We start from the raw sequence: 18,623 nt of genomic DNA, 5'->3' as shown, positions 1-18,623 counted from the left end.
ACCACTTCTCCGGCCGCCGCCGCTCGGACCCCGATCAGAGGACCCGATGGCCACCACCCCCGTTCTGCCCCACCCCCGCGATCTCCTCGCCTTCGGCCCGCACGCCGGCGCCCACCGCGTCGCCCTGCGCGCCGGCGTCTCGATCGCCGTCCCCCTGCTCGTCCTCTGGGCGCTCGGCCGCACCGATCTCGCCCTCTACGCGACCTTCGGCGCCTTCACGGCCCTCTACGGTCGCCAGCACACCCACCGGCCGCGCCTGCTGATGCAGCTGTCGGCCGCCGCGTTCCTCGTCGCGACCGTGACCCTCGGCACCGTCGTCTCCCTCTCCCCTCACCGCGACTGGCTGATCATCCCTGTGGTGGTCGCCGTGACCGTCGCCGCCGTCTACCTCAGCGACGCCCTGCACTGGCACCCGCCCGGGCCGCTTTTCCCCGTGTTCGCCGTCACCGCCTGCGCATCCGTTCCCTCCGAGCCCTCGCGCATCCCGCTCGCCTTCGCCCTGGCCGCGGGCTCCGCCGCCTTCTCCCTCGTCGTCGGCCTGAGCGGACTCGCCCTTCCGCGCGCCCGTCGCCTCGCCCCGACGCCGTGGCGCGCCTCCTTCCGCGCTGCCGCCGCCCGCCCTGCGACCCGAGCGGCCCTGCTCCGCTTCGGCGCCGTCGTCCTGGTAGCGGGCGTCATCCCGACCGCGACCGGCCTCGGTCATCCCTACTGGGCGATGGTCTCCGCCGTCGCCGCCGTCTCGGGAGCGGACGCCGGCGCCCGCCTCGTGCGCGCCGGCCACCGGATGCTCGGCACGATCGTCGGTGTCCTGATCGCGGCCGCGCTCCTGGCACTGCCGCTCTCCCCGCTCGCGGTGATCGTGGTGGTGGTGCTCCTCCAGATGACCGCCGAGCTCGTCGTCGGCCGCAACTACGGCCTGACCCTCGCCTTCGTCACTCCGCTCGCGATCCTCATGGTCGAGCTCGCGCACCCCGTCGACGAGCTCGTGCTGCTGCGCGACCGGGCGCTCGAGACCGCGCTGGGCGTGCTCGTCGGAGTCGTGGCGACGCTCCTGACCCACGCCGCGTCGCAGCGCTCCCGCTCCTAGGCTCAGGAGCATGGACCGCACGACCGCCGCCGTGCTCGCCGAGATCACGGCGGCGGTCGCTGAGGTGCGCGACGTCGCGCGGGCTCAGGACGACACGTCGCGTACCCGTGCCGCCGACTGGCTCGACGGACTGTTCGCCGGAGTGACGACCCACCGGGACCTCCGGGCAGCGGCCGCCGAGGCGCTCGGCCTCTGGGGCGGCGCGGGCTCCTTCTCGGACGTCGGCTCGGCCGAAGCCGACCACGCCGTCGGGCGCCTGTACCGGGCCCTGCGCGCCGGCCGCTCCTGGCTGCTCCGCGCGGGCTGACCTGCTCGTCGCGACCGCCGAGGAGGAAGGGCCCGGCTCCTGTGGTCCGTTCGACCAGCAGCGGGACGATCGAGCCGGTAAATTTTACCGCCCGAACAAGCAGCGTGGTAAATTTACCAGCGTGCGAGGTGCTCTGAGCAATCCCTTCCAGCCCGGCTCCGATGTCGTGCCCGCCGTCTGGGCGGGTCGCGTCCGGCAACTCAGCGACTGGCGCGACGTTCTGCGTCCCCGGCTGTCCAGTGGGCTCTTCGAGCGCGGTCGGACGATCCTCGGCGAACCGGGTCTGGGCAAGTCGACCCTCGTGCGACGCATCGCAGCCGACGCGGCGGCTCGCGGAGACCTGGTCACTCCTCAGATCCGCATCGCGCTGGGCACGGACGTGATCAAGCGACTCGCGAGCGAGTGCCTGAACCTCGCCGACAAGGCAGGGATCTCAGCACGGGCGGAGAAGAGGATCGCGACTCTGCTCGCTCGGGTGCAGTCGATAGCCGTCAGCGGGTACTCGCTCGCTCTCCGAGAATCGCAGGAGGGCCAAGAGCCTCACACAGCTCTGTCGGACCTCCTCGTCGAGATCGGCCGCAAGGCGATCGAGATCGACAGGGTCGTTCTGATCCATCTCGACGAGATTCAGAACATCACCGACGAGAAGCAGCTCTCGCAGGTGCTGATCGCGCTCGGGGACGTGATCACCCACGAGGTCGAGGTGGAGGCGCCCGGCGGCCTGCTGATCACCCGGTCGCTTCCGATCGCGGTGTATCTGACGGGCCTGCCGGAGTTCGAGGACTCGACCGCGCGGAAGGGCGCGACCTTCACCCGCCGCTTCGAGACAACGGTGCTGGCTCCGATCGACGACGACGACCTGCGAAGTGCGCTGCGTCCATTCGTCACCGACGGGTGGGAGGTGACGAACGACGAGGGCGGCTTCAGCCGGATCCGCATGGCCCCCGATGCGGCCGAGACGATCATCCATCTCTGCCAGGGTGAGCCCTTCCTCTTCCAGCTCGCCGGCCAGCGGGCGTGGTACGCGGGTACGGGAGAGCTGATCACCCGGAGCGAGGTCCTCGACGGGTGGACGGCGGCGGAACAGGAGGCGACCGCCCATGTGGAGCGCATCCTCGACCGCCTTCCGCAGCGCGAGCGCGAATTCCTCGAAGCGATGGCCGGACTGCCGGTCGAGGAGAGGACCCTGTCCACGATCGCGAACGGCGCGGGATTCGCGAAAGCCACCGACGCCGGCACCACGTCGCAGCGGCTGGACCGCGTGCGCGGGATCATCAGGCGCGGCCCCCGATACCGCTTCCGGCATCGCGCCGTCGAGGCGTTCTTGACGACGGACTGGCCTGCGGTCGGCGGTTCCTGAGCAGGCCCGCTCGAGGAAGCGGCGGGAGTCGACGTCCGTCGGATCGCGCCCGCGGACCGACGGACGTCGGAGCCCCGCCGACCGCGAACGACTGAGGCCCCCTACTTCCGCAGAAGTAGAGGGCCTCACAGTGGCGGTACCGGTGGGATTTGAACCCACGGTGGACGCAAGCCCACACATGTTTTCGAGACATGCTCCTTCGGCCGCTCGGACACGGTACCGGGGTCGAGTGTACGCGACGGCCGGAAGTCGCGCCAATCGAGCGGACGGACGGCGGTCAGGCGGGGAGGAGGAAGCCGAGCACGCGGTCCCACTCCGGGATCGCGAGCAGGTGGCCGCGGCCGGCCACCACCTCGAGTCGGGAGTCGGGCAGGCGAGCGGCGTACCACTCGGCGTGGCGGCGGCCGGCCACCGCGTCCTCGGCGCCGTAGAGGAGGAGCGCTGGCGGCTCGGCGGACTCGACGGCGAAGCCCCAGTCCTGCACGCCGTAGCCGATGAGATCGGCGGCCATGCCGAGCGTGCCCTGGGCGACGGCGCGCTCGAGCATGCGCGAGAGGCGCTCGCGGACGCCGGGGGTCTCGAGCACCGCGGCGTCGGCGTCGCCGGAGCCGAGCATCCCGAGCAGGGCGTCGGGGGCGGGCGTCGGACCGAAGGCGCCCTCGAGGGTGCGGGTGAGCGAGCGGACGGCCTCGTCGAGCGGGAGGGTCGCGAGGCGGGCGAGCTCGGTGCGGTTCTCGTCGCCCACCCACGGCACGGCGTCGTCGGGAGCGGGCGTGCCGATCACGGCGACGCGCTCCACGAGACCGGGGTAGTTCGCGGCGAGCGCGAGGGCCACTCGACCTCCCGCCGACCAGCCGGCGGCGCTGACGGAGGCGATGCCGACGGTCGCGAGGTACTCGGCGATGTCGGCGGCGGCCTGCTCGGGGCTGGCTCCGACGCCCGCTCCGGCGGGGTCGAGGTCGGTCAGGAGGGAGGAGGCGCCGTAGCCCGGGCGGTCGAACGAGAGCAGGCGCACGCCGTGGCGGGTGGTCGCCTCCGGGTCGGGGTCGAAGTCCGAGGAGCCGGGAGCGGGATGCGCCAGAACGACGACCCGCTCGGCGCCCTCGATGCCGGACCAGCTGACGCCGATCGAGCGGCCGGACTTGAGGACGTGCACTGTCGAGGACATGCCCCCAGTCTCCCGCAGACGTCCGACGCCGACCGGGCGGCGCTCGGGGCGGAGCCGTCTTCCGTGGCGCGATCCGCCGCCTGCGCTCCTCCGCGTCGACGCTCCTCCACAGCCGGCCTCCACGAGACCTCTCCCCCGCCTGGCGCGCCCCGCTCCCGTCGTCGGTGGTCGGCGGTACTGTCGAAGACACGTTCGAACGAGCGACGGTGTCGGGGGTCCCCCGTAGCGTCGCGCTCGTCCCCCTCCTCCGCCCCGAAAGGACCTCATGGCCTCCTCGAAGACGCGCACCGCCCCCTACCGCTGCTCGGAGTGCGGATGGACGACCGCGAAGTGGGTCGGCCGCTGCGGCGAGTGCCAGCAGTGGGGCTCCGTGATCGAGAGCACCGAGCGCACGGGCCTCGTCCGCGCGGTCGCCGCGGTGGCTCCGGCCGCCGGCCGCATCGCCCGGCCCATCACCGAGATCGAGACCACGTCGGCGGCGCACCGCCCCACCGGCGTCGGCGAGCTCGACCGCGTGCTCGGCGGCGGGATCGTCTCCGGCGCGGTCGTGCTGCTCTCGGGAGAGCCCGGCGTGGGCAAGTCGACCCTCCTGCTCGAGGTCGCGAGCCGGGCCGCGGCCGAGGGCCAGCGGGTCCTCTACGTCAGCGCTGAGGAGTCGGCCGCGCAGGTCCGCATGCGGGCCGAGCGCACCGGCGCGATGCACGACAGCCTCTTCCTCGCGGCCGAGACCGACCTCGCCACGGTCCTCGGTCAGATCGACGAGGTCCGACCGGACCTGCTCATCGTCGACTCGGTGCAGACGGTCGCGAGCGACACCGTCGACGGCCTGCCCGGCGGTCCCAGCCAGGTCCGCGAAGTCGCCGCGACCCTCATCCGCGTCTGCAAGGAGCGGGCACTCCCCCTCGTGCTCGTCGGACACGTCACGAAGGACGGCTCCATCGCGGGGCCGCGCCTGCTCGAGCACCTGGTCGACGTGGTCTGCCACTTCGAGGGCGACCGGCAGACGGCGCTGCGCTTCGTCCGCTCCCTCAAGAACCGCTTCGGCCCGACGGACGAGGTGGGCTGCTTCGAGATGACCGCCGAGGGCATCGCCGAGATCCCCGACCCGAGCGGTCTGTTCCTCAGCCGCACGCGCTTCCCCACCCCGGGCATCTGCGTCACCGTCGCGATGGAGGGGCGCCGCGCGCTCCCCGTCGAGATCCAGGCGCTCGTGATCGCGAACGACGGTGAGCACCCCCGCCGCGTCACGAACGGAGTCGACGCGTCCCGGGTCGCGATGATCCTCGCGGTCCTCGAGCGCCAGGCGGGCATCCCCCTGCGGCGCTGCGACGTCTACGTGTCGACCGTCGGTGGCGTGAAGCTCATGGAGCCGGCGGCGGACCTGGCGATCGCGGTCGCCATCGCCTCCGCCCACGCCTACACGCCGCTGCGGCCCGGGATCGCCGCGTTCGGCGAGATCAGCCTCTCAGGAGACATCCGGCCCGCCTCCGGAGCGAAGCAGCGCGCCTCCGAGGCGACCCGCCTCGGGCACTCCTCGCACCTCGACTCCAGCGCCTTCACCCTCTCGAGCGCGATCACCCACGCGCTCGTCCCCGTGCCCGAGCGCATCCGTCCGGAGCGGGTCCCCACGCACTGACGACCCCGCACCCGGCACGCAGCACAGGCACCCGTCCACCGCTGAGAGTCGCGGGTGGCGAGGCAATCCGCCGAGAGGGGTCAGCGCTGATGCGCCCAGCGACTCCATGGATGCGACCCGACGACTTCCCGCGACCGCGCACGACGCCGCTCTGCCCCAGCCACCTCCGGACTGGACGCCGCCCGCGCCGCCGCTCGAGGAGCTCGACGAGGACCCGACGTAGCTCGACGTGGACGACGAGAACGAGGACACGCTGCCGGCGAAGGCCGCCGCGTGGAAGCCGTTCGGCCCGTAGTACCAGACCGGCTCCTCGCCGGTGCGCTCGTAGGCCGACGCGAGCTCCGCCGACCACTCCTTCTCGAGCCCGAACAGCACGGCCCACGGCAGCAGGCGCTCCGTCACCTCCACCACCTCGACCGGGCCGACCGAGCGCCGGTCCGCTCCGCGGGGCGACTGCAGCATCGCGATCCGGTCGGCCTCGGCCAGCCGGATGTACAGCTCGAGGCCCCGCAGGTGGTCGCGCAGCTCCGCACCCGCCGCCGTGAGCGGCACCCTCGAGACCAGGATCGTCCCGACGACGGCCGCAATGATCGCGACCAGCATCAGCACGAGCGGGAGCGGGCCGCCGAAGGAGCCGGTCATCAGGAGGATCGCACCCACGAAGGCGGCCATCACTCCCAGCAGCAGCGGCACGAGGACGAGGACGCTCCCGCCGATCGTCCCGGCCCGTCTCAGTCCCGTCTCGGTCACCCGATTGCCCAGGGCAGTCCGGAACTGCGTGACAGCCTTGCCGAACGCCTTGTCCTTGCCCGAGAGCTCGCGCACCGCACCGGGCTCCCGGCCCACGGCGATGTCGAGGAACTCGCGGTCGTCGGAGGCGAGGGGCCGCGGGCGTCCCGCGCGTCGCGTGGGCGTCGTCGCGGGGTCGAGCACCCGCACGGCGTACTCCTGCTTCCGCCCCTCCCCCGTCTCCTCGATGCGCACGAGGCCGCGGACCGCGGCGTCCAGGAGCCCGGCGGCGGGCGCCTTCGCCGTCTTCCGGAGCAGTGCGGCGGAGAGGAACAGCCCCTCCACGGGCGGGTCGTACTCGGCGACCACGGTCGGCCGGCCCGGAGCGTCGCGGAGCACCGTCCGACGGCGCCGCACCGCGAACCCGAGGCCGATGAGGACCGCGGCGAGGCCGCCCAGCTGCACCCAGGACCAGCTCGAGGCGAGGTAGCGGTCGTCGCGCGGCGTGAAGGTCCCGGGGGCGAAGCCGATCGCCACGGTCACGTTCTCCCCCGGAGCCAGCGACTCCCCTGATGCCGTGACGACCGCGCCGTCGCGGCCGATCGGACAGGGCGTCGTCGAGCCCCCCGGCCCCCGGTAGCAGCTGACGGTCCCCGTCGCGGCGGAGCCCAGCGACCCCGCGAGCTCGACGCGCACGTCGTAGCGGTCGAAGGACTGGCGCCAGCCCGTGCCGTTGACGTCCCAGTAGAACTCGTCCTCGCCGCTGCGGGTGCCGGAGCCCGGAAGGGTCGTGTTGTGCTGCGTGTAGGTGAAGACGTAGGTCTGGCTGCCGCTGACGAACTCGTCCGCCGCGCTGGTGACCAGGAGGAAGCCGTCCTCGCGCTCGGTGTCGACCGGCCGCGCCGCTCCGTCGCCGTCGGTGACGGACACCAGGTCGACGTCGGTCGGGTGCCCCTCGTAGTCGAGTGGGATCGCGCGCTGCATGCCGCGGTTCTGCGACGGCGGGAATTCGGCGACGAAGGTCTCGACGGTGGTCAGCGTCGAGCGGCCCTCCTCGTCTCGGTCGAGGCGGAAGTCGGCCGAGTACTCCGAGAACCGGAAGTCGTCCACATCCGCGCGCACGACGCCCGCGACGGGCCGCGGAGCCGCCACGGCCTGCGGAGCCGCCACGGCCTGCGCCGCCGCTCCACCGACCAGCAGCGGAATCGCGAGGGCCACGGCCGCCGCTCGCCGCGCGACCACCCCCGCCCGGCCGGTCGAGGCGGACAGGATCGTGCCGAGCAGCCCCCACATGCCTGTGATGCTACGCGCCGACGCACGCCCGGCACGTCCCCCGGGCGGACTACTGGAGGAGGAACTGCGTCGGCGAGCCCGAGGGGATGCCGGCGACCGACACCGACAGGTTGTAGGCGGCGCCGCCCGCCTCGACCGCCTCGCGTCCGCCGGAGCAGGTGTCGGCGGAGGAGCGCGTCCGGTCCCAGGTCAGCGCGCTGCCCGTCACCGAGCGGCCGGCCTGAAGGAGCACCGGGAGGTCGGCCGCGCCGGTCTGGCAGTCGGTCGAGGTCCAGATCTGCTCGGAGCCGCTCGTGATCGTGAAGACCTGCGTGCTGGTGCCGGCGTCGATCACGCAGTCGGTGCTGGAGATGTTGGCCAGCGAGAGCGAGAGCTGCGGATCCTCGCCGGGCGCGTAGCTCGTGGCGTCCGTGACCGCGGTGACCGCGACCGAGTCGGCCGTGCACGCGGGGGCCGCTCCGGGCGTGGCCCCGGGCGAGGTGGTCGGGTAGAGCGTCGGGAGCGCGACGGTCGGCGTCGGGCTCGGCTCGGCGTCCGACCCGGTCATCCGCGGGAGCAGCGACAGCACGACCGCCAGACCCGCGACGATGACGACCAGCGCGAGCAGCACTCCGGCGCGGCGTCGCCGATAGACCCGGGAGGGCAGGCGGCGGGGCGGCGGAGTCACCGGGACAGGCTACGACGTGGCGACGGTCAGAGCGTCTTCAGCATGCGGGTGTTGCCGAGCGTGTTCGGCTTCACCCGGGCGAGGTCGAGGAACTCAGCGACACCTTCGTCAGGAGAGCGCAGCAGCTCGGCGTAGACCTCGGGGTCGACGACCTTCTCGCCGATCGGCTCGAAGCCGTGGCGGGTGAAGAAGTCGACCTCGAAGGTGAGGCAGAACAGGCGCTTCAGACCGAGCTCGCGGGCGTCGTTCTCGAGGCGCTCCAGGATGTGGTGGCCCACGCCCCTCCCGAGCCAGTCCTGCGCGACCGCGAGGGTGCGGACCTCCGCGATGTCGTCCCACATCACATGGAGAGCGCCGCAGCCGATCGCCGTGCCGTGGCCGTCCTCCGCGATGCGGAACTCCTGCACGGCGCCGTAGAGCACCACGCGGTCCTTGCCCAGGAGGATGCGCTCGTTGACGAGCGGCTCGCTGAGCTCCTGGATGAAGGGGACATCGCTCGTGCGCGCGCGGCGCACCGGGTACTTCCAATCGGCCATTCGACAAGCCTAGGCCGCACCGGGCGCGGGATCCTGCGAGCGGACGCCCGCCCCTGAACGACGACGTGCCCGCCCCCTCGCGAGAGGGGACGGGCACGGGGTCGATCGGGAGGCTGCTACGACATCAGGTCGGGCGTCGCCGGGCCGGCCGTGGCCGCTCCCGTGGACGCACCGGCGCTGATCGAGATCAGTCGCGGGGTCGTGGTGAAGACGAACGCGTTGTCGGCGAAGTCCACGTGGATGTGGTCTCCGGCGCCGAGCTCGCCGTGCAGGATCCGCTCGGACAGCTGGTCCTCGATCTCGCGCTGGATCGCGCGGCGCAGGGGGCGCGCACCGAGGGCGGGATCGAACCCGACCTCGATCAGGCGCTCCTTGGCCGGCTGCGTCAGCTCCACCGTCATGTCGCGGTCGAGCAGACGGTCGCCCAGGCGCTTGATGAAGAGGTCGACGATCTGGAGCAGCTCGGGCTTCGACAGCTGCGGGAAGACGATGACGTCGTCCACGCGGTTGAGGAACTCGGGCTTGAAGTGCTTCTTGAGCTCCTCGTTGACCTTGCCCCGCATGCGGTCGTAGCCGGTGGCGTTGTCGCCCTCGATCTGGAACCCGACGGGACCACCGGCGATGTCACGAGCACCGAGGTTGGTGGTCATGATGATGACGGTGTTCTTGAAGTCGACGACACGGCCCTGGCCGTCGGTCAGGCGACCCTCCTCCAGGATCTGGAGGAGCGAGTTGAAGATGTCCGGGTGCGCCTTCTCGATCTCGTCGAAGAGGACCACGCTGAACGGCTTGCGGCGCACCTTCTCGGTGAGCTGGCCGCCCTCCTCGAAGCCGACGAACCCGGGAGGGGCGCCGAACAGCCGCGAGACGGTGTGCTTCTCGCCGTACTCCGACATGTCGAGCGAGATCATCGCGTTCTCGTCGTCGAAGAGGAACTCGGCGAGCGCCTTGGCGAGCTCGGTCTTCCCGACGCCCGTGGGGCCGGCGAAGATGAACGAGCCCGAGGGGCGCTTGGGGTCCTTGAGGCCCGCGCGGGTGCGGCGGATCGTCCGCGAGAGGGCCGCGATGGCCTCCTCCTGGCCGATGACGCGCTGGTGCAGGGCCTTCTCCATGAAGACGAGCCGCGAGGACTCCTCCTCCGTGAGCTTGAAGACCGGGATGCCGGTCGCCTGGGCGAGCACCTCGGCGATCAGGCCCTCGTCGACCACGCCGGTGGCCTTGACGTCGCCCGACTTCCACTGCTTCTCGAGGCGCAGGCGCTCACCGAGCAGCTGCTTCTCCTCGTCGCGGAGCGACGCGGCCTTCTCGAAGTCCTGGTCCTCGATCGCGGCCTCCTTGGCGGAGCGGACCACGGCGATGCGGTCGTCGAAGTCGCGCAGCTCCGGCGGCGCCGAGAGGATCGAGAGGCGCAGGCGCGCGCCGGCCTCGTCGATCAGGTCGATCGCCTTGTCGGGGAGGAAGCGGTCGCTGATGTAGCGGTCGGCCAGGTTGGCCGCCGAGACGATCGCGCCGTCGGTGATGGACACCTTGTGGTGCGCCTCGTAGCGGTCGCGCAGACCCTTGAGGATGTTGATCGTGTGGGGCAGCGAGGGCTCCGCGACCTGGATCGGCTGGAAGCGGCGCTCGAGCGCGGCGTCCTTCTCGAAGTGCTTGCGGTACTCGTCGAGCGTGGTCGCGCCGATGGTCTGCAGCTCGCCGCGGGCGAGCAGCGGCTTGAGGATCGAGGCGGCGTCGATCGCGCCCTCAGCGGCCCCTGCGCCGACGAGGGTGTGGATCTCGTCGATGAAGGTGATGATGTCGCCGCGGGTGCGGATCTCCTTCGTGACCTTCTTCAGGCGCTCCTCGAAGTCGCCGCGGTAGCGGGACCCGGCGATGAGCGAGCCGAGGTCGAGCGTGTAGAGCTGCTTGTCCTTCAGCGTCTCGGGCACGTCGCCGCGCACGATCGCCTGGGCGAGGCCCTCGACGACGGCGGTCTTGCCGACGCCGGGCTCGCCGATCAGGACGGGGTTGTTCTTGGAGCGGCGGGAGAGGATCTGCATGACCCGCTCGATCTCCTTCTCGCGCCCGATGACCGGGTCGAGCTTGTTGTCGCGCGCCGCCTGGGTGAGGTTGCGTCCGAACTGGTCGAGGATCTGCGATCCCCCCTGAGGCTGCTGCTGCTCACCGCCCACGGCGACCTGCTCCTTGCCCTGGTAGCCGGAGAGCAGCTGGATGACCTGCTGGCGCACGCGGTTCAGGTCGGCACCGAGCTTGACCAGCACCTGAGCGGCGACGCCCTCGCCCTCGCGGATGAGGCCGAGCAGGATGTGCTCGGTCCCGATGTAGTTGTGGCCGAGCTGCAGCGCTTCGCGCAGGGACAGCTCGAGGACCTTCTTCGCCCGAGGCGTGAAGGGGATGTGGCCGGTCGGCTGCTGCTGCCCCTGGCCGATGATGTCCTGCACCTGCTCGCGCACAGCGTCGAGCGAGATCCCGAGGGACTCGAGCGCCTTGGCGGCCACTCCCTCGCCCTCGTGGATCAGGCCGAGCAGGATGTGCTCCGTGCCGATGTAGTTGTGATTGAGCATCTTGGCCTCTTCCTGGGCCAGGACGACGACGCGCCGCGCGCGATCGGTGAATCTCTCGAACATGCTCTCACTCCCTACAGAACCCGCAGGGGTGGGCTCCGATACGTCGACTGTAACCAGCGCTCCCCCCGGTGAGCAGGCCTGTTCGCCCTGGGCGTGCACGCGATCCGGAGGGGTGCAGGCGGCGCTCTGGTCCGCGGGTCCATGCGAAGGCATACACTTCCCGCATGAGCAACCTGGAGGAGCATCCCGACGAGCTCCCCGTCGCCGCGTTCCCGGCCCCCCGCGAGCCCGGCGCGGTCGAGATCCTGCAGGCGCGGCTCGTCCCGCTCGGCGGTCCGCGCGCGATCGAGGTGCGCCGCACCCTCCCCCAGCGCTCGCGGTCGACGATCGGCGCGTGGTGCTTCGCCGACCACTACGGCCCGGTCCGGCTCGGCGAGGAGGCCGGGATGGACGTCCCGCCGCACCCGCACACCGGCCTGCAGACCGTGAGCTGGCTCTTCGAGGGCGAGATCGAGCACCGCGACAGCGTCGGCAGCCTCGCCGTGGTGCGCCCCGGCGAGCTCAACCTGATGACGGCCGGACGCGGCATCTCGCACTCCGAGGTCTCGACCGGGGGCGCGCCCGTCCTGCACGGGGTGCAGCTCTGGGTCGCGCTGCCCGAGGAGGCGCGGCTCGTCGATCCGTTCTTCGAGCACCACCGCGGGGTGCCCGTGGAGCTGCCCGGCGCGCTGGTGCGCGTCTTCGTCGGAGGGATGCTGGGCGCGTCGGTCCCCGCGAGCACCTTCACTCCGCTGGTCGCCGCGCAGATCGATCTCGAGCCGGGTGCCCGGGTCGAGCTGCCGGTGGAGGAGTCGTGGGAGTACGGCGTGCTCGTCGACGCCGGCCCTGTGGCGGTCGAGGGCGCGGACGTCGCGCGCTCGGACCTCGCCTACCTGGCGCCCGGCCGCTCCCACCTGGTGCTGACCGCCGGGGACGCGGGAGCGCGCGTGGTGCTGCTCGGCGGCGAGCCGTTCGCCGAGGAGCTGGTGATGTGGTGGAACTTCGTCGGCCGCAGCCACGACGACGTGGCGACCGCCCGCGAGCGCTGGCAGTCCGACGTGATCGCCGGCGCGGATCCGGCGGGCCCGTTCGGCACCGTCGACGGGTACGGCGGACGCGCGCTCCCCGCGCCCGTGCTGCCGACCGTGCGTCTCAAGCCGCGCCGCCGCGCCTGAGCAGGCGCCGCCGCGTCGCGAGCGGGACGGAGCCGTCGGCCGGAAGCGCGGGCGTCGCCGTGGTCACGGTCGACCACCGCGACTCCCGCGCTCTCACCGGTGCGTCAGGACGCGTCCGACTCCTTCTTCGCGGCGGCCTTCGCGGCGGCCTCGCGGTCGGTGGCCTCGGCCGTCTCTCGGAAGGCGCGGCGCGGATCCTGCAGCGCGCTCATCGGCGAGAGGTCGCGCGGAGTGAGGGCGTCGACGAGCCAGCCCGTGATGATCCGCCACTTGCGGTCCAGGGTCGGCATCGCCGCTCCGTGGTAGGCGCGGTGCGCGAGCCAGGCGGGGAGGCCGCGCAGCTTCACGCCCTTGATCAGGCCCGCGCCCTTGCCGATGCCGTACTCGGCGACGGTCCCGACGGAGACGTGGCGGTACTCCTCCACGACGCCGCCGGTGAGGTCGGCGATGATGTTCTGCGCCAGGAGCTTCGCCTGCCGGACGGCGTTCTGCGCGTTCGGCGGGTAGTACGCGGGCTGCTTCTCGCTGGTGAGGTCCGGCACCTGCGCGCCGTCGCCGGCCGCCCAGGCGCCGCCCACCGGCTCGCCGTCCTCGCGGATGACCCGCAGGCGCGCATCCGCCATGACGTGGCCCTTCGGCCCGCGGGGGGCGTCGGTCGCGTCGAGGATCGGATTCGGCTTCACGCCGGCGGTCCACACGATCGTGGCCGTCGGGATGCGCTCGCCCGAGGAGAGCTCCGCGACGCCGTCCTCGCAGGAGGGCATCGTCGTCTTCAGGTGCACGTGCACGCCGCGCGAGCGGAGGTGGTCGAGCGTCCATTTCGACAGCTCGGGACCGACCTCGGGGGCGACCCTGTCCAGCGCCTCCACGAGGTGCCAGGTGACGTCGCCCATCGAGAGCGAGGGCTGCGCGGCGAGGGTCCTGCGGCTGAGGTCGAGCAGCTCGCTCAGCGCCTCGACGCCGGTGTACCCGCCGCCGACGAAGACGAAGGTCAGCAGGCGCCGGCGCTCGGCGGGATCGGTGGTGAGCGCCGCCTTCGCGATGTTCTCGATGACGCGGTCGCGCAGGTGCGCCGCCTCCTCCACCGTCTTGAAGCCGATGCCGTGCTCGGCGAGGCCCGGCGTGGGGAAGGTGCGGGTGACGGCTCCGAGGGCGAAGACGACCTGGTCGAACTCGAGCGTGCGGGTGGAGCCGTCCATAGCGGCGACCGTGGCGCTGCGCTCGGCGAGGCTCACGCCGGTGATCGCGCCGCGGATCACCCGGGTGCGCTTGAGCGCCGTGACCAGCGGCACCGTGACGTGGCGCGGCTGCACGTGCCCGCCGGCCACCTCGGGCAGCAGCGGCTGATAGGTCATGTAGGGGTTCGGCTCGACGACGGTGACGTCGATCGGCGCCTCCCCCCGTCTCTTCTCGAGACCCCAGGCCGTGTACAGGCCGACGTAGCCTCCGCCGAGGATGAGGATGCGCGTCGTACGGGATGCCGTCATGTCCGTTCCCTTCTCGAACCCGGCGCCGAGCAGGCGGAACCGGATGGTGCTGAGGACGCTCCGACGCTACGCGGGAGACGGCGGCACGCACAGGCCCTTGCGCCAGGAGCCGGGTGCCCGCATCCTCCGCCGTCCCGCAGCGGGTACGAGAGCCCTACTGCAGCGCCGAGGTGAGCCGCGCGAGGTTGTCGAGCAGGGTCGAGCGGAGGGGCTGCTGCCGCCACTCGCGGAGGGTCAGCTCGCAGGAGTGCTCGCGGTAGTCCTGCTGCACCTGGCGCAGGTCCTCGACGAACTCCGAGCCGCGCACCATCAGCGAGACCTCGAGGTTGAGCGTGAAGGAGCGCATGTCCATGTTGCTCGAGCCGATCACGGCGACGTCGTCGTCGATCGTGAAGTGCTTCGCGTGCAGGATCGTCGGCTTGCGGTACATCCAGATCCGCACGCCAGCAGTCAGCAGCGTCTCGTAGTAGGAGCGCTGGGCGTGGTAGACCACGGCCTGGTCGCCGATCTCGGAGACGAAGAGCTCCACGTGCACGCCCCGCCGGGTCGCCGTGGTGATCGCGTAGAGCATCGCCTCGTCGGGCACGAAGTACGGGCTGGTGATGATGATCGACTTCTGCGCCGAGTAGAGCAGCGTCAGGAACAGGCGCAGGTTGTTCTCACCCTCGAACCCCGGCCCGCTCGGCACCACCTGGCAGTCGATCGTGTCGCGCTGCTGCAGCGCCTCCATCGGCTCCGACTCCCGCAGGAGCAGCTCGTCGGTCTCGCTGTACCAGTCGGTGATGAAGATGGCGTTGATGCCCTGCACCACCGGCCCCTCGAGCCGCACCATCAGGTCGTGCCAGTGCAGGCCGCGGCGGATGTTGCCGCGCTTGTTGTAGCTGGAGTCGACGACGTTCTGCGAGCCCATGAAGGCCGCGTTGCCGTCGACGATCAGCAGCTTGCGGTGGTTGCGCAGGTCGGGGCGCTGGTACTGCCCGCGCCACGGCCGCACGGGGAGCATGTACGACCACGACGCGCCCGCCCGCTCGAGGGCGCGCAGCCGGCGGTGCGTGCCGCTGTAGTAGCCGGGCACGCGGATCGACGCGATGTGGTCGAGGAGGATCCGCACCCGGACCCCGCGGGCCACCGCGCGGTCGAGCGCGTCGAAGAAGGGCGCCGTGGTCGAGTCGGCGGCGAGGATGTAGAACTCGCAGTGCACGTACCGGCGGGCGCGGTCGATCTCGGCGGCCATGGCGCGGATGGTCTGCTCGTAGTCGCCCTGGAGGCGCGCGTCGTTCCCGCCGACCAGCGGCATCGCGCCGAGGTTGCGGTTGAGGGTGACCACCGACTCCAGCCACTGCGGCCACGGGTGCTCCCGGGCGACGCGGTCGATGCCGTCGGTCGACTCCAGGATGAACCGGTTGATCTCCTGCTGCTTCCGGCGGCGCTTGCGCGGCAGCCGGTAGCTCCCGATGAAGAGGAACAGCAGGATGCCGACGTACGGGATCAGGAAGATCGCCATCAGCCAGGCGAGGCCGGTGGTCGGACGACGGTTCCGCGGCACGACGATCACCGCGATCACGCGGACCACGAGCTCGACGACGACGGCCGCGATCGGGAGGATCACGGCCCAGTCGGGTGCGGGCACCGCGCCTCCTCGTTCGTCGTGCGGGGCCGCGCAGCGGGCGCGGGAGGCACCCGCGCGGCGGCGGTGGTCAGGAGGCGTCGCGGGGAGGCAGGCCGCGGCGCTCGCGCTCGCGGGCCTCGATGCGGTCGTACGCCCGGCGCTCGTTGCGGTCCGAGCGGATGAGGGCGCGCATCACGAACCAGAAGATGGCTCCGACCGTGATCGTCGGCACGAGGGCCCACAGCCCCTGGTTCCACAGCTCCCAGTCCATGCGGCGATCCTACCCGCGGCACCGGCGCGGGAGCCGTGAGCCCGGGGACCCGTGCGCCCAGCGGCCTTCGCGGGCGCCGGGCGCTACTGGCTCTCGACCGACTTGTTCAGCGCCGCGGCGTCGGAGTTGAGGCCCTCCAGCTCCGAGCGCAGGCCGTCGTACACGGCGATGTCCGCGTCGATGGCGGCCCGGGTGGCGTCGACGGCCTGGCTGCGGGCGAGCAGATCGGCGCGCTCCGTCTCGAACTCGGCCGTCGATCCGAAGTCGCCGCTGTCGGCGCGCGAGTTGAAGTCGTCGATCTCGACGTTGAGCGCGTCGTACTCGGCGTTGTTCGCGTCGACCCGCGCCGTGAGGTCGGCGTACATCGTCTCGATCCGGGAGACCAGGTCCTCGATGCGGTTCTCGAGATCGGTGAAGACCGCCTCGTAGCGGGCGTTCAGTCCCACGACGACGGAGCGGTCGTCGAAGAACTCGGCGTAGTGCGCCTCGAGCGCCGGCGGAAGGTCGGCCACCTCGGTCCCCAGGATCGAGTGCAGCTCGTTGACGCGCTCGCCGAGGCCGCCGGTGCGGTACAGCTCGAGGCGCTCGGCGATCGTGCCGTCCTGCGGGAGGGTCTCGTAGGCGGCCTCGAGCTCGTCGCCCAGCTCGGCCTGCTCCTCCGCGTCGAGCCGCACCCAGGCGGCGTGCAGCATCTCGTGCGCCGCCGTCACGTCGCGGATCCCGTCGAGGTCGGGGTTGGCGACGTCCGAGATGTAGATGCTGGTGCCGGTGTAGCAGCCGAGGACGATGTCGTCGGAGGCGCCGTAGCCGCAGAGGTCGTTGAAGCCGGCGGTCGGCTCGACCGACGGGCTCGACGCGTAGTAGAGGGCGCGGCCGCGGTCGGACATGGCGGTCCGCTCCGCGAATCCGGCGATCGTGGGGTCGGGCGTGAACGCCTCGGCGGCCCGCCGGTCGGCCAGTGCGGTGCCGACGTCGCCGGAGGAGGTCACGACGCTCGCGGCGACCGCGGTCCCCACTCCGAACTGCGCGATCGTGAGGACGCCCGCTGCGACGGCCGCGACGATGCTCGATGCCCTGACCATGTCTCCCCCTCGCCGGCCGCGCGCGCGGCTCCTGCGACCCTACTTGACGAGCGGGAACAGGATCGTCTCGCGGATCCCGAGGCCGGTGATCGCCATCAGGAGGCGGTCGATGCCCATGCCCATGCCGCCGGTGGGGGGCATGCCGTGCTCGAGGGCGCGGAGGAAGTCCTCGTCCAGGCGCATCGCCTCGTCGTCGCCCGCGGCGGCCTGTCGGGCCTGCTCGACGAAGCGCTCGCGCTGCACGACCGGGTCGACCAGCTCGGAGTAGCCGGTGGCCAGCTCGAAGCCGCGGACGTAGAGGTCCCACTTCTCGACGACACCCGGGATGCTGCGGTGCGCGCGCACGAGCGGCGAGGTGTCGACGGGGAAGTCCATCACGAAGGTCGGACGCGTCAGGCCGCCCTTCACGAAGTGCTCCCACAGCTCCTCGACGTACTTGCCGTGGGTGGGGACGTGCACCTCGACGCCCTCGCGCGCGGCGAGGGTCTCGAGCTCGGCGAGCTCCGTCTCCGGCGTGATCGCGATGCCGGCCGCGAGCGACAGGCTCTCGTACATCGAGATGCGGTCCCACCGGCCCCCGAGGTCGAACTCGGTGCCGTCGGCCCAGGTGACCACGTGCGAGCCCGCGACGGCCTGCGCCGCGTTCTGGATCAGCTCCTGGGTGAGGTCGGCGATCGAGGTGTAGTCGCCGTACGCCTGGTACGCCTCGAGCATCGCGAACTCGGGCGAGTGGGTGGAGTCGGCGCCCTCGTTGCGGAAGTTGCGGTTGATCTCGAACACCCGGTCGATCCCGCCGACGACGGCGCGCTTGAGGTACAGCTCGGGCGCGATGCGCAGGTACAGCTCGGTGTCGAACGCGTTGGAGTGCGTGGCGAAGGGGCGGGCGGACGCGCCGCCGTGCATCACCTGCAGCATCGGAGTCTCGACCTCGAGGAACTCGTGCGCCGCGAAGGTGTCGCGGAGGGAGGCGTTCACCCGGGCGCGGGTGACGACCGTCTCGCGGGCCTGGGGGCGCACGATCAGGTCGAGGTAGCGCTGGCGCATCCGGGTCTCGTCGCCGAGCTCGTTGTGCAGATTCGGCAGGGGCAGGATCGCCTTCGCGGCGATCGTCCACTCCGACACCCACACGCTCAGCTCGCCGCGCTTGCTCGAGATGACCTCCCCCTCGACGAAGAGATGGTCGCCCAGGTCGACGAGCTCCTTCCACGCCGCCAGGGACTCCTCGCCCACGTCGCCGAGCGAGACCATGGCCTGGATCCGCTCACCGTCGCCGGCCTGCAGCGTCGCGAAGCAGAGCTTGCCCGTGTTGCGCTGGAACACCACGCGGCCCGCGAGGCCGACGCGCTCGCCGGTCTTCACGTCCGGCTCGATGCCCTCGTGGCGCGCGCGGACCGCCGTGATGGTGTCGGTGACTCCGACCGCGACGGGGTAGGCGCCGGCGCCGAGGTCGTCGCCCGCGAGCTCGAGCAGGCGCTCGCGCTTGGCGAGGCGGACGGCCTTCTGCTCGGAGGCCTCCTGCTGCGCGGCGCGCTCGGCTGCGGCCTGCTCGGAGGCGGCCTGCTCGGCGGCGGGGGTCGTGGTCTCGGGGACGTCGGGGGTGTCGGCCATGA

At 71.9% G+C, this 18,623-nt stretch carries 14 protein-coding genes, 1 tRNA gene and 1 pseudogene; 5 read left to right on the top strand and 11 right to left on the bottom strand.

Annotated elements, in window-relative coordinates; genetic code table 11:
- The first annotated feature begins 46 nt into the window (after positions 1-46).
- The 3 genes from C5D08_RS12295 to C5D08_RS17380 all read left to right on the top strand — a co-directional run bounded on the left by C5D08_RS12295 (position 47) and on the right by C5D08_RS17380 (position 2,754).
- Positions 47-1,087 (top strand): FUSC family protein, encoded by a 1,041-nt coding sequence (locus tag C5D08_RS12295; RefSeq protein ID WP_104277272.1) that lies wholly within the window; start codon positions 47-49, stop codon positions 1,085-1,087.
- A 10-nt stretch (positions 1,088-1,097) separates the two neighbouring features.
- Entirely contained in the window at positions 1,098-1,394 is a 297-nt protein-coding gene (locus C5D08_RS12290; protein WP_104277271.1) for a hypothetical protein, read from the top strand.
- A 661-nt stretch (positions 1,395-2,055) separates the two neighbouring features.
- Positions 2,056-2,754: a hypothetical protein gene (locus tag C5D08_RS17380; protein ID WP_258067399.1), complete on the top strand. Its 699-nt coding sequence runs from the start codon at positions 2,056-2,058 to the stop codon at positions 2,752-2,754.
- 131 nt (positions 2,755-2,885) lie between these two features.
- Here the strand turns inward: C5D08_RS17380 and C5D08_RS12280 are convergent.
- Both C5D08_RS12280 and C5D08_RS12275 read right to left on the bottom strand, forming a co-directional pair.
- Positions 2,886-2,975, bottom strand: a tRNA-Ser gene (locus C5D08_RS12280).
- A gap of 56 nt (positions 2,976-3,031) precedes the next feature.
- Positions 3,032-3,922 carry an alpha/beta fold hydrolase gene (locus C5D08_RS12275; RefSeq protein ID WP_181110241.1) on the bottom strand — a complete coding sequence of 297 codons (891 nt, stop codon included), beginning with the start codon at positions 3,920-3,922 and terminating at the stop codon, positions 3,032-3,034.
- A 265-nt stretch (positions 3,923-4,187) separates the two neighbouring features.
- On the opposite strand from C5D08_RS12275, the gene radA reads away from it, so the two are divergent.
- Positions 4,188-5,558 carry a DNA repair protein RadA gene (gene radA, locus C5D08_RS12270; RefSeq protein WP_104224086.1) on the top strand — a complete coding sequence of 457 codons (1,371 nt, stop codon included), beginning with the start codon at positions 4,188-4,190 and terminating at the stop codon, positions 5,556-5,558.
- A gap of 348 nt (positions 5,559-5,906) precedes the next feature.
- On the opposite strand, the pseudogene C5D08_RS17375 reads toward radA, so the two are convergent.
- From C5D08_RS17375 to C5D08_RS12250, 4 genes and pseudogenes are all read right to left on the bottom strand, one after another.
- Positions 5,907-7,580 (bottom strand): annotated as a pseudogene (locus C5D08_RS17375) (DUF2207 domain-containing protein); the annotation flags it as partial.
- 49 nt (positions 7,581-7,629) lie between these two features.
- Positions 7,630-8,247, bottom strand: a complete 618-nt coding sequence (locus C5D08_RS12260; RefSeq protein ID WP_104277267.1) for a hypothetical protein — start codon at positions 8,245-8,247, stop codon at positions 7,630-7,632.
- Between the two features lie 26 nt (positions 8,248-8,273).
- Positions 8,274-8,783, bottom strand: coding sequence for an amino-acid N-acetyltransferase (locus C5D08_RS12255; RefSeq protein WP_104234293.1), 510 nt, complete (start codon positions 8,781-8,783; stop codon positions 8,274-8,276).
- Positions 8,784-8,899: 116 nt separating this feature from the next.
- Positions 8,900-11,410, bottom strand: coding sequence for an ATP-dependent Clp protease ATP-binding subunit (locus tag C5D08_RS12250; RefSeq protein WP_104277266.1), 2,511 nt, complete (start codon positions 11,408-11,410; stop codon positions 8,900-8,902).
- Positions 11,411-11,574: 164 nt separating this feature from the next.
- Here C5D08_RS12250 and C5D08_RS12245 point away from each other — a divergent pair, with 164 nt between their 5' ends.
- Positions 11,575-12,564, top strand: coding sequence for a pirin family protein (locus C5D08_RS12245; protein WP_104277265.1), 990 nt, complete (start codon positions 11,575-11,577; stop codon positions 12,562-12,564).
- A gap of 104 nt (positions 12,565-12,668) precedes the next feature.
- Here the strand turns inward: C5D08_RS12245 and C5D08_RS12240 are convergent, their stop codons facing one another.
- The 5 genes from C5D08_RS12240 to lysS all read right to left on the bottom strand — a co-directional run bounded on the left by C5D08_RS12240 (position 12,669) and on the right by lysS (position 18,621).
- A complete protein-coding gene (locus C5D08_RS12240; protein ID WP_104277264.1) occupies positions 12,669-14,051 on the bottom strand; it encodes an NAD(P)/FAD-dependent oxidoreductase in 1,383 nt (460 codons plus the stop codon).
- 154 nt (positions 14,052-14,205) lie between these two features.
- Entirely contained in the window at positions 14,206-15,681 is a 1,476-nt protein-coding gene (cls, locus tag C5D08_RS12235) for a cardiolipin synthase (RefSeq protein ID WP_104277263.1), read from the bottom strand.
- A gap of 67 nt (positions 15,682-15,748) precedes the next feature.
- Positions 15,749-15,931 (bottom strand): hypothetical protein, encoded by a 183-nt coding sequence (locus C5D08_RS12230; RefSeq protein WP_104224094.1) that lies wholly within the window; start codon positions 15,929-15,931, stop codon positions 15,749-15,751.
- Between the two features lie 83 nt (positions 15,932-16,014).
- Positions 16,015-17,013 carry a hypothetical protein gene (locus C5D08_RS12225; RefSeq protein ID WP_104277262.1) on the bottom strand — a complete coding sequence of 333 codons (999 nt, stop codon included), beginning with the start codon at positions 17,011-17,013 and terminating at the stop codon, positions 16,015-16,017.
- A 39-nt stretch (positions 17,014-17,052) separates the two neighbouring features.
- A complete protein-coding gene (gene lysS / locus C5D08_RS12220) occupies positions 17,053-18,621 on the bottom strand; it encodes a lysine--tRNA ligase (RefSeq protein ID WP_104277261.1) in 1,569 nt (522 codons plus the stop codon).
- Between the last annotated feature and the right edge of the window lie 2 nt (positions 18,622-18,623).

The organism is Rathayibacter sp. AY1B6, assembly GCF_002932755.1.
Lineage (GTDB): Bacteria > Actinomycetota > Actinomycetes > Actinomycetales > Microbacteriaceae > Rathayibacter.
Note: the sequence above shows the minus strand (reverse complement) of the source record. Positions and strands in the feature narration are given on the sequence as shown.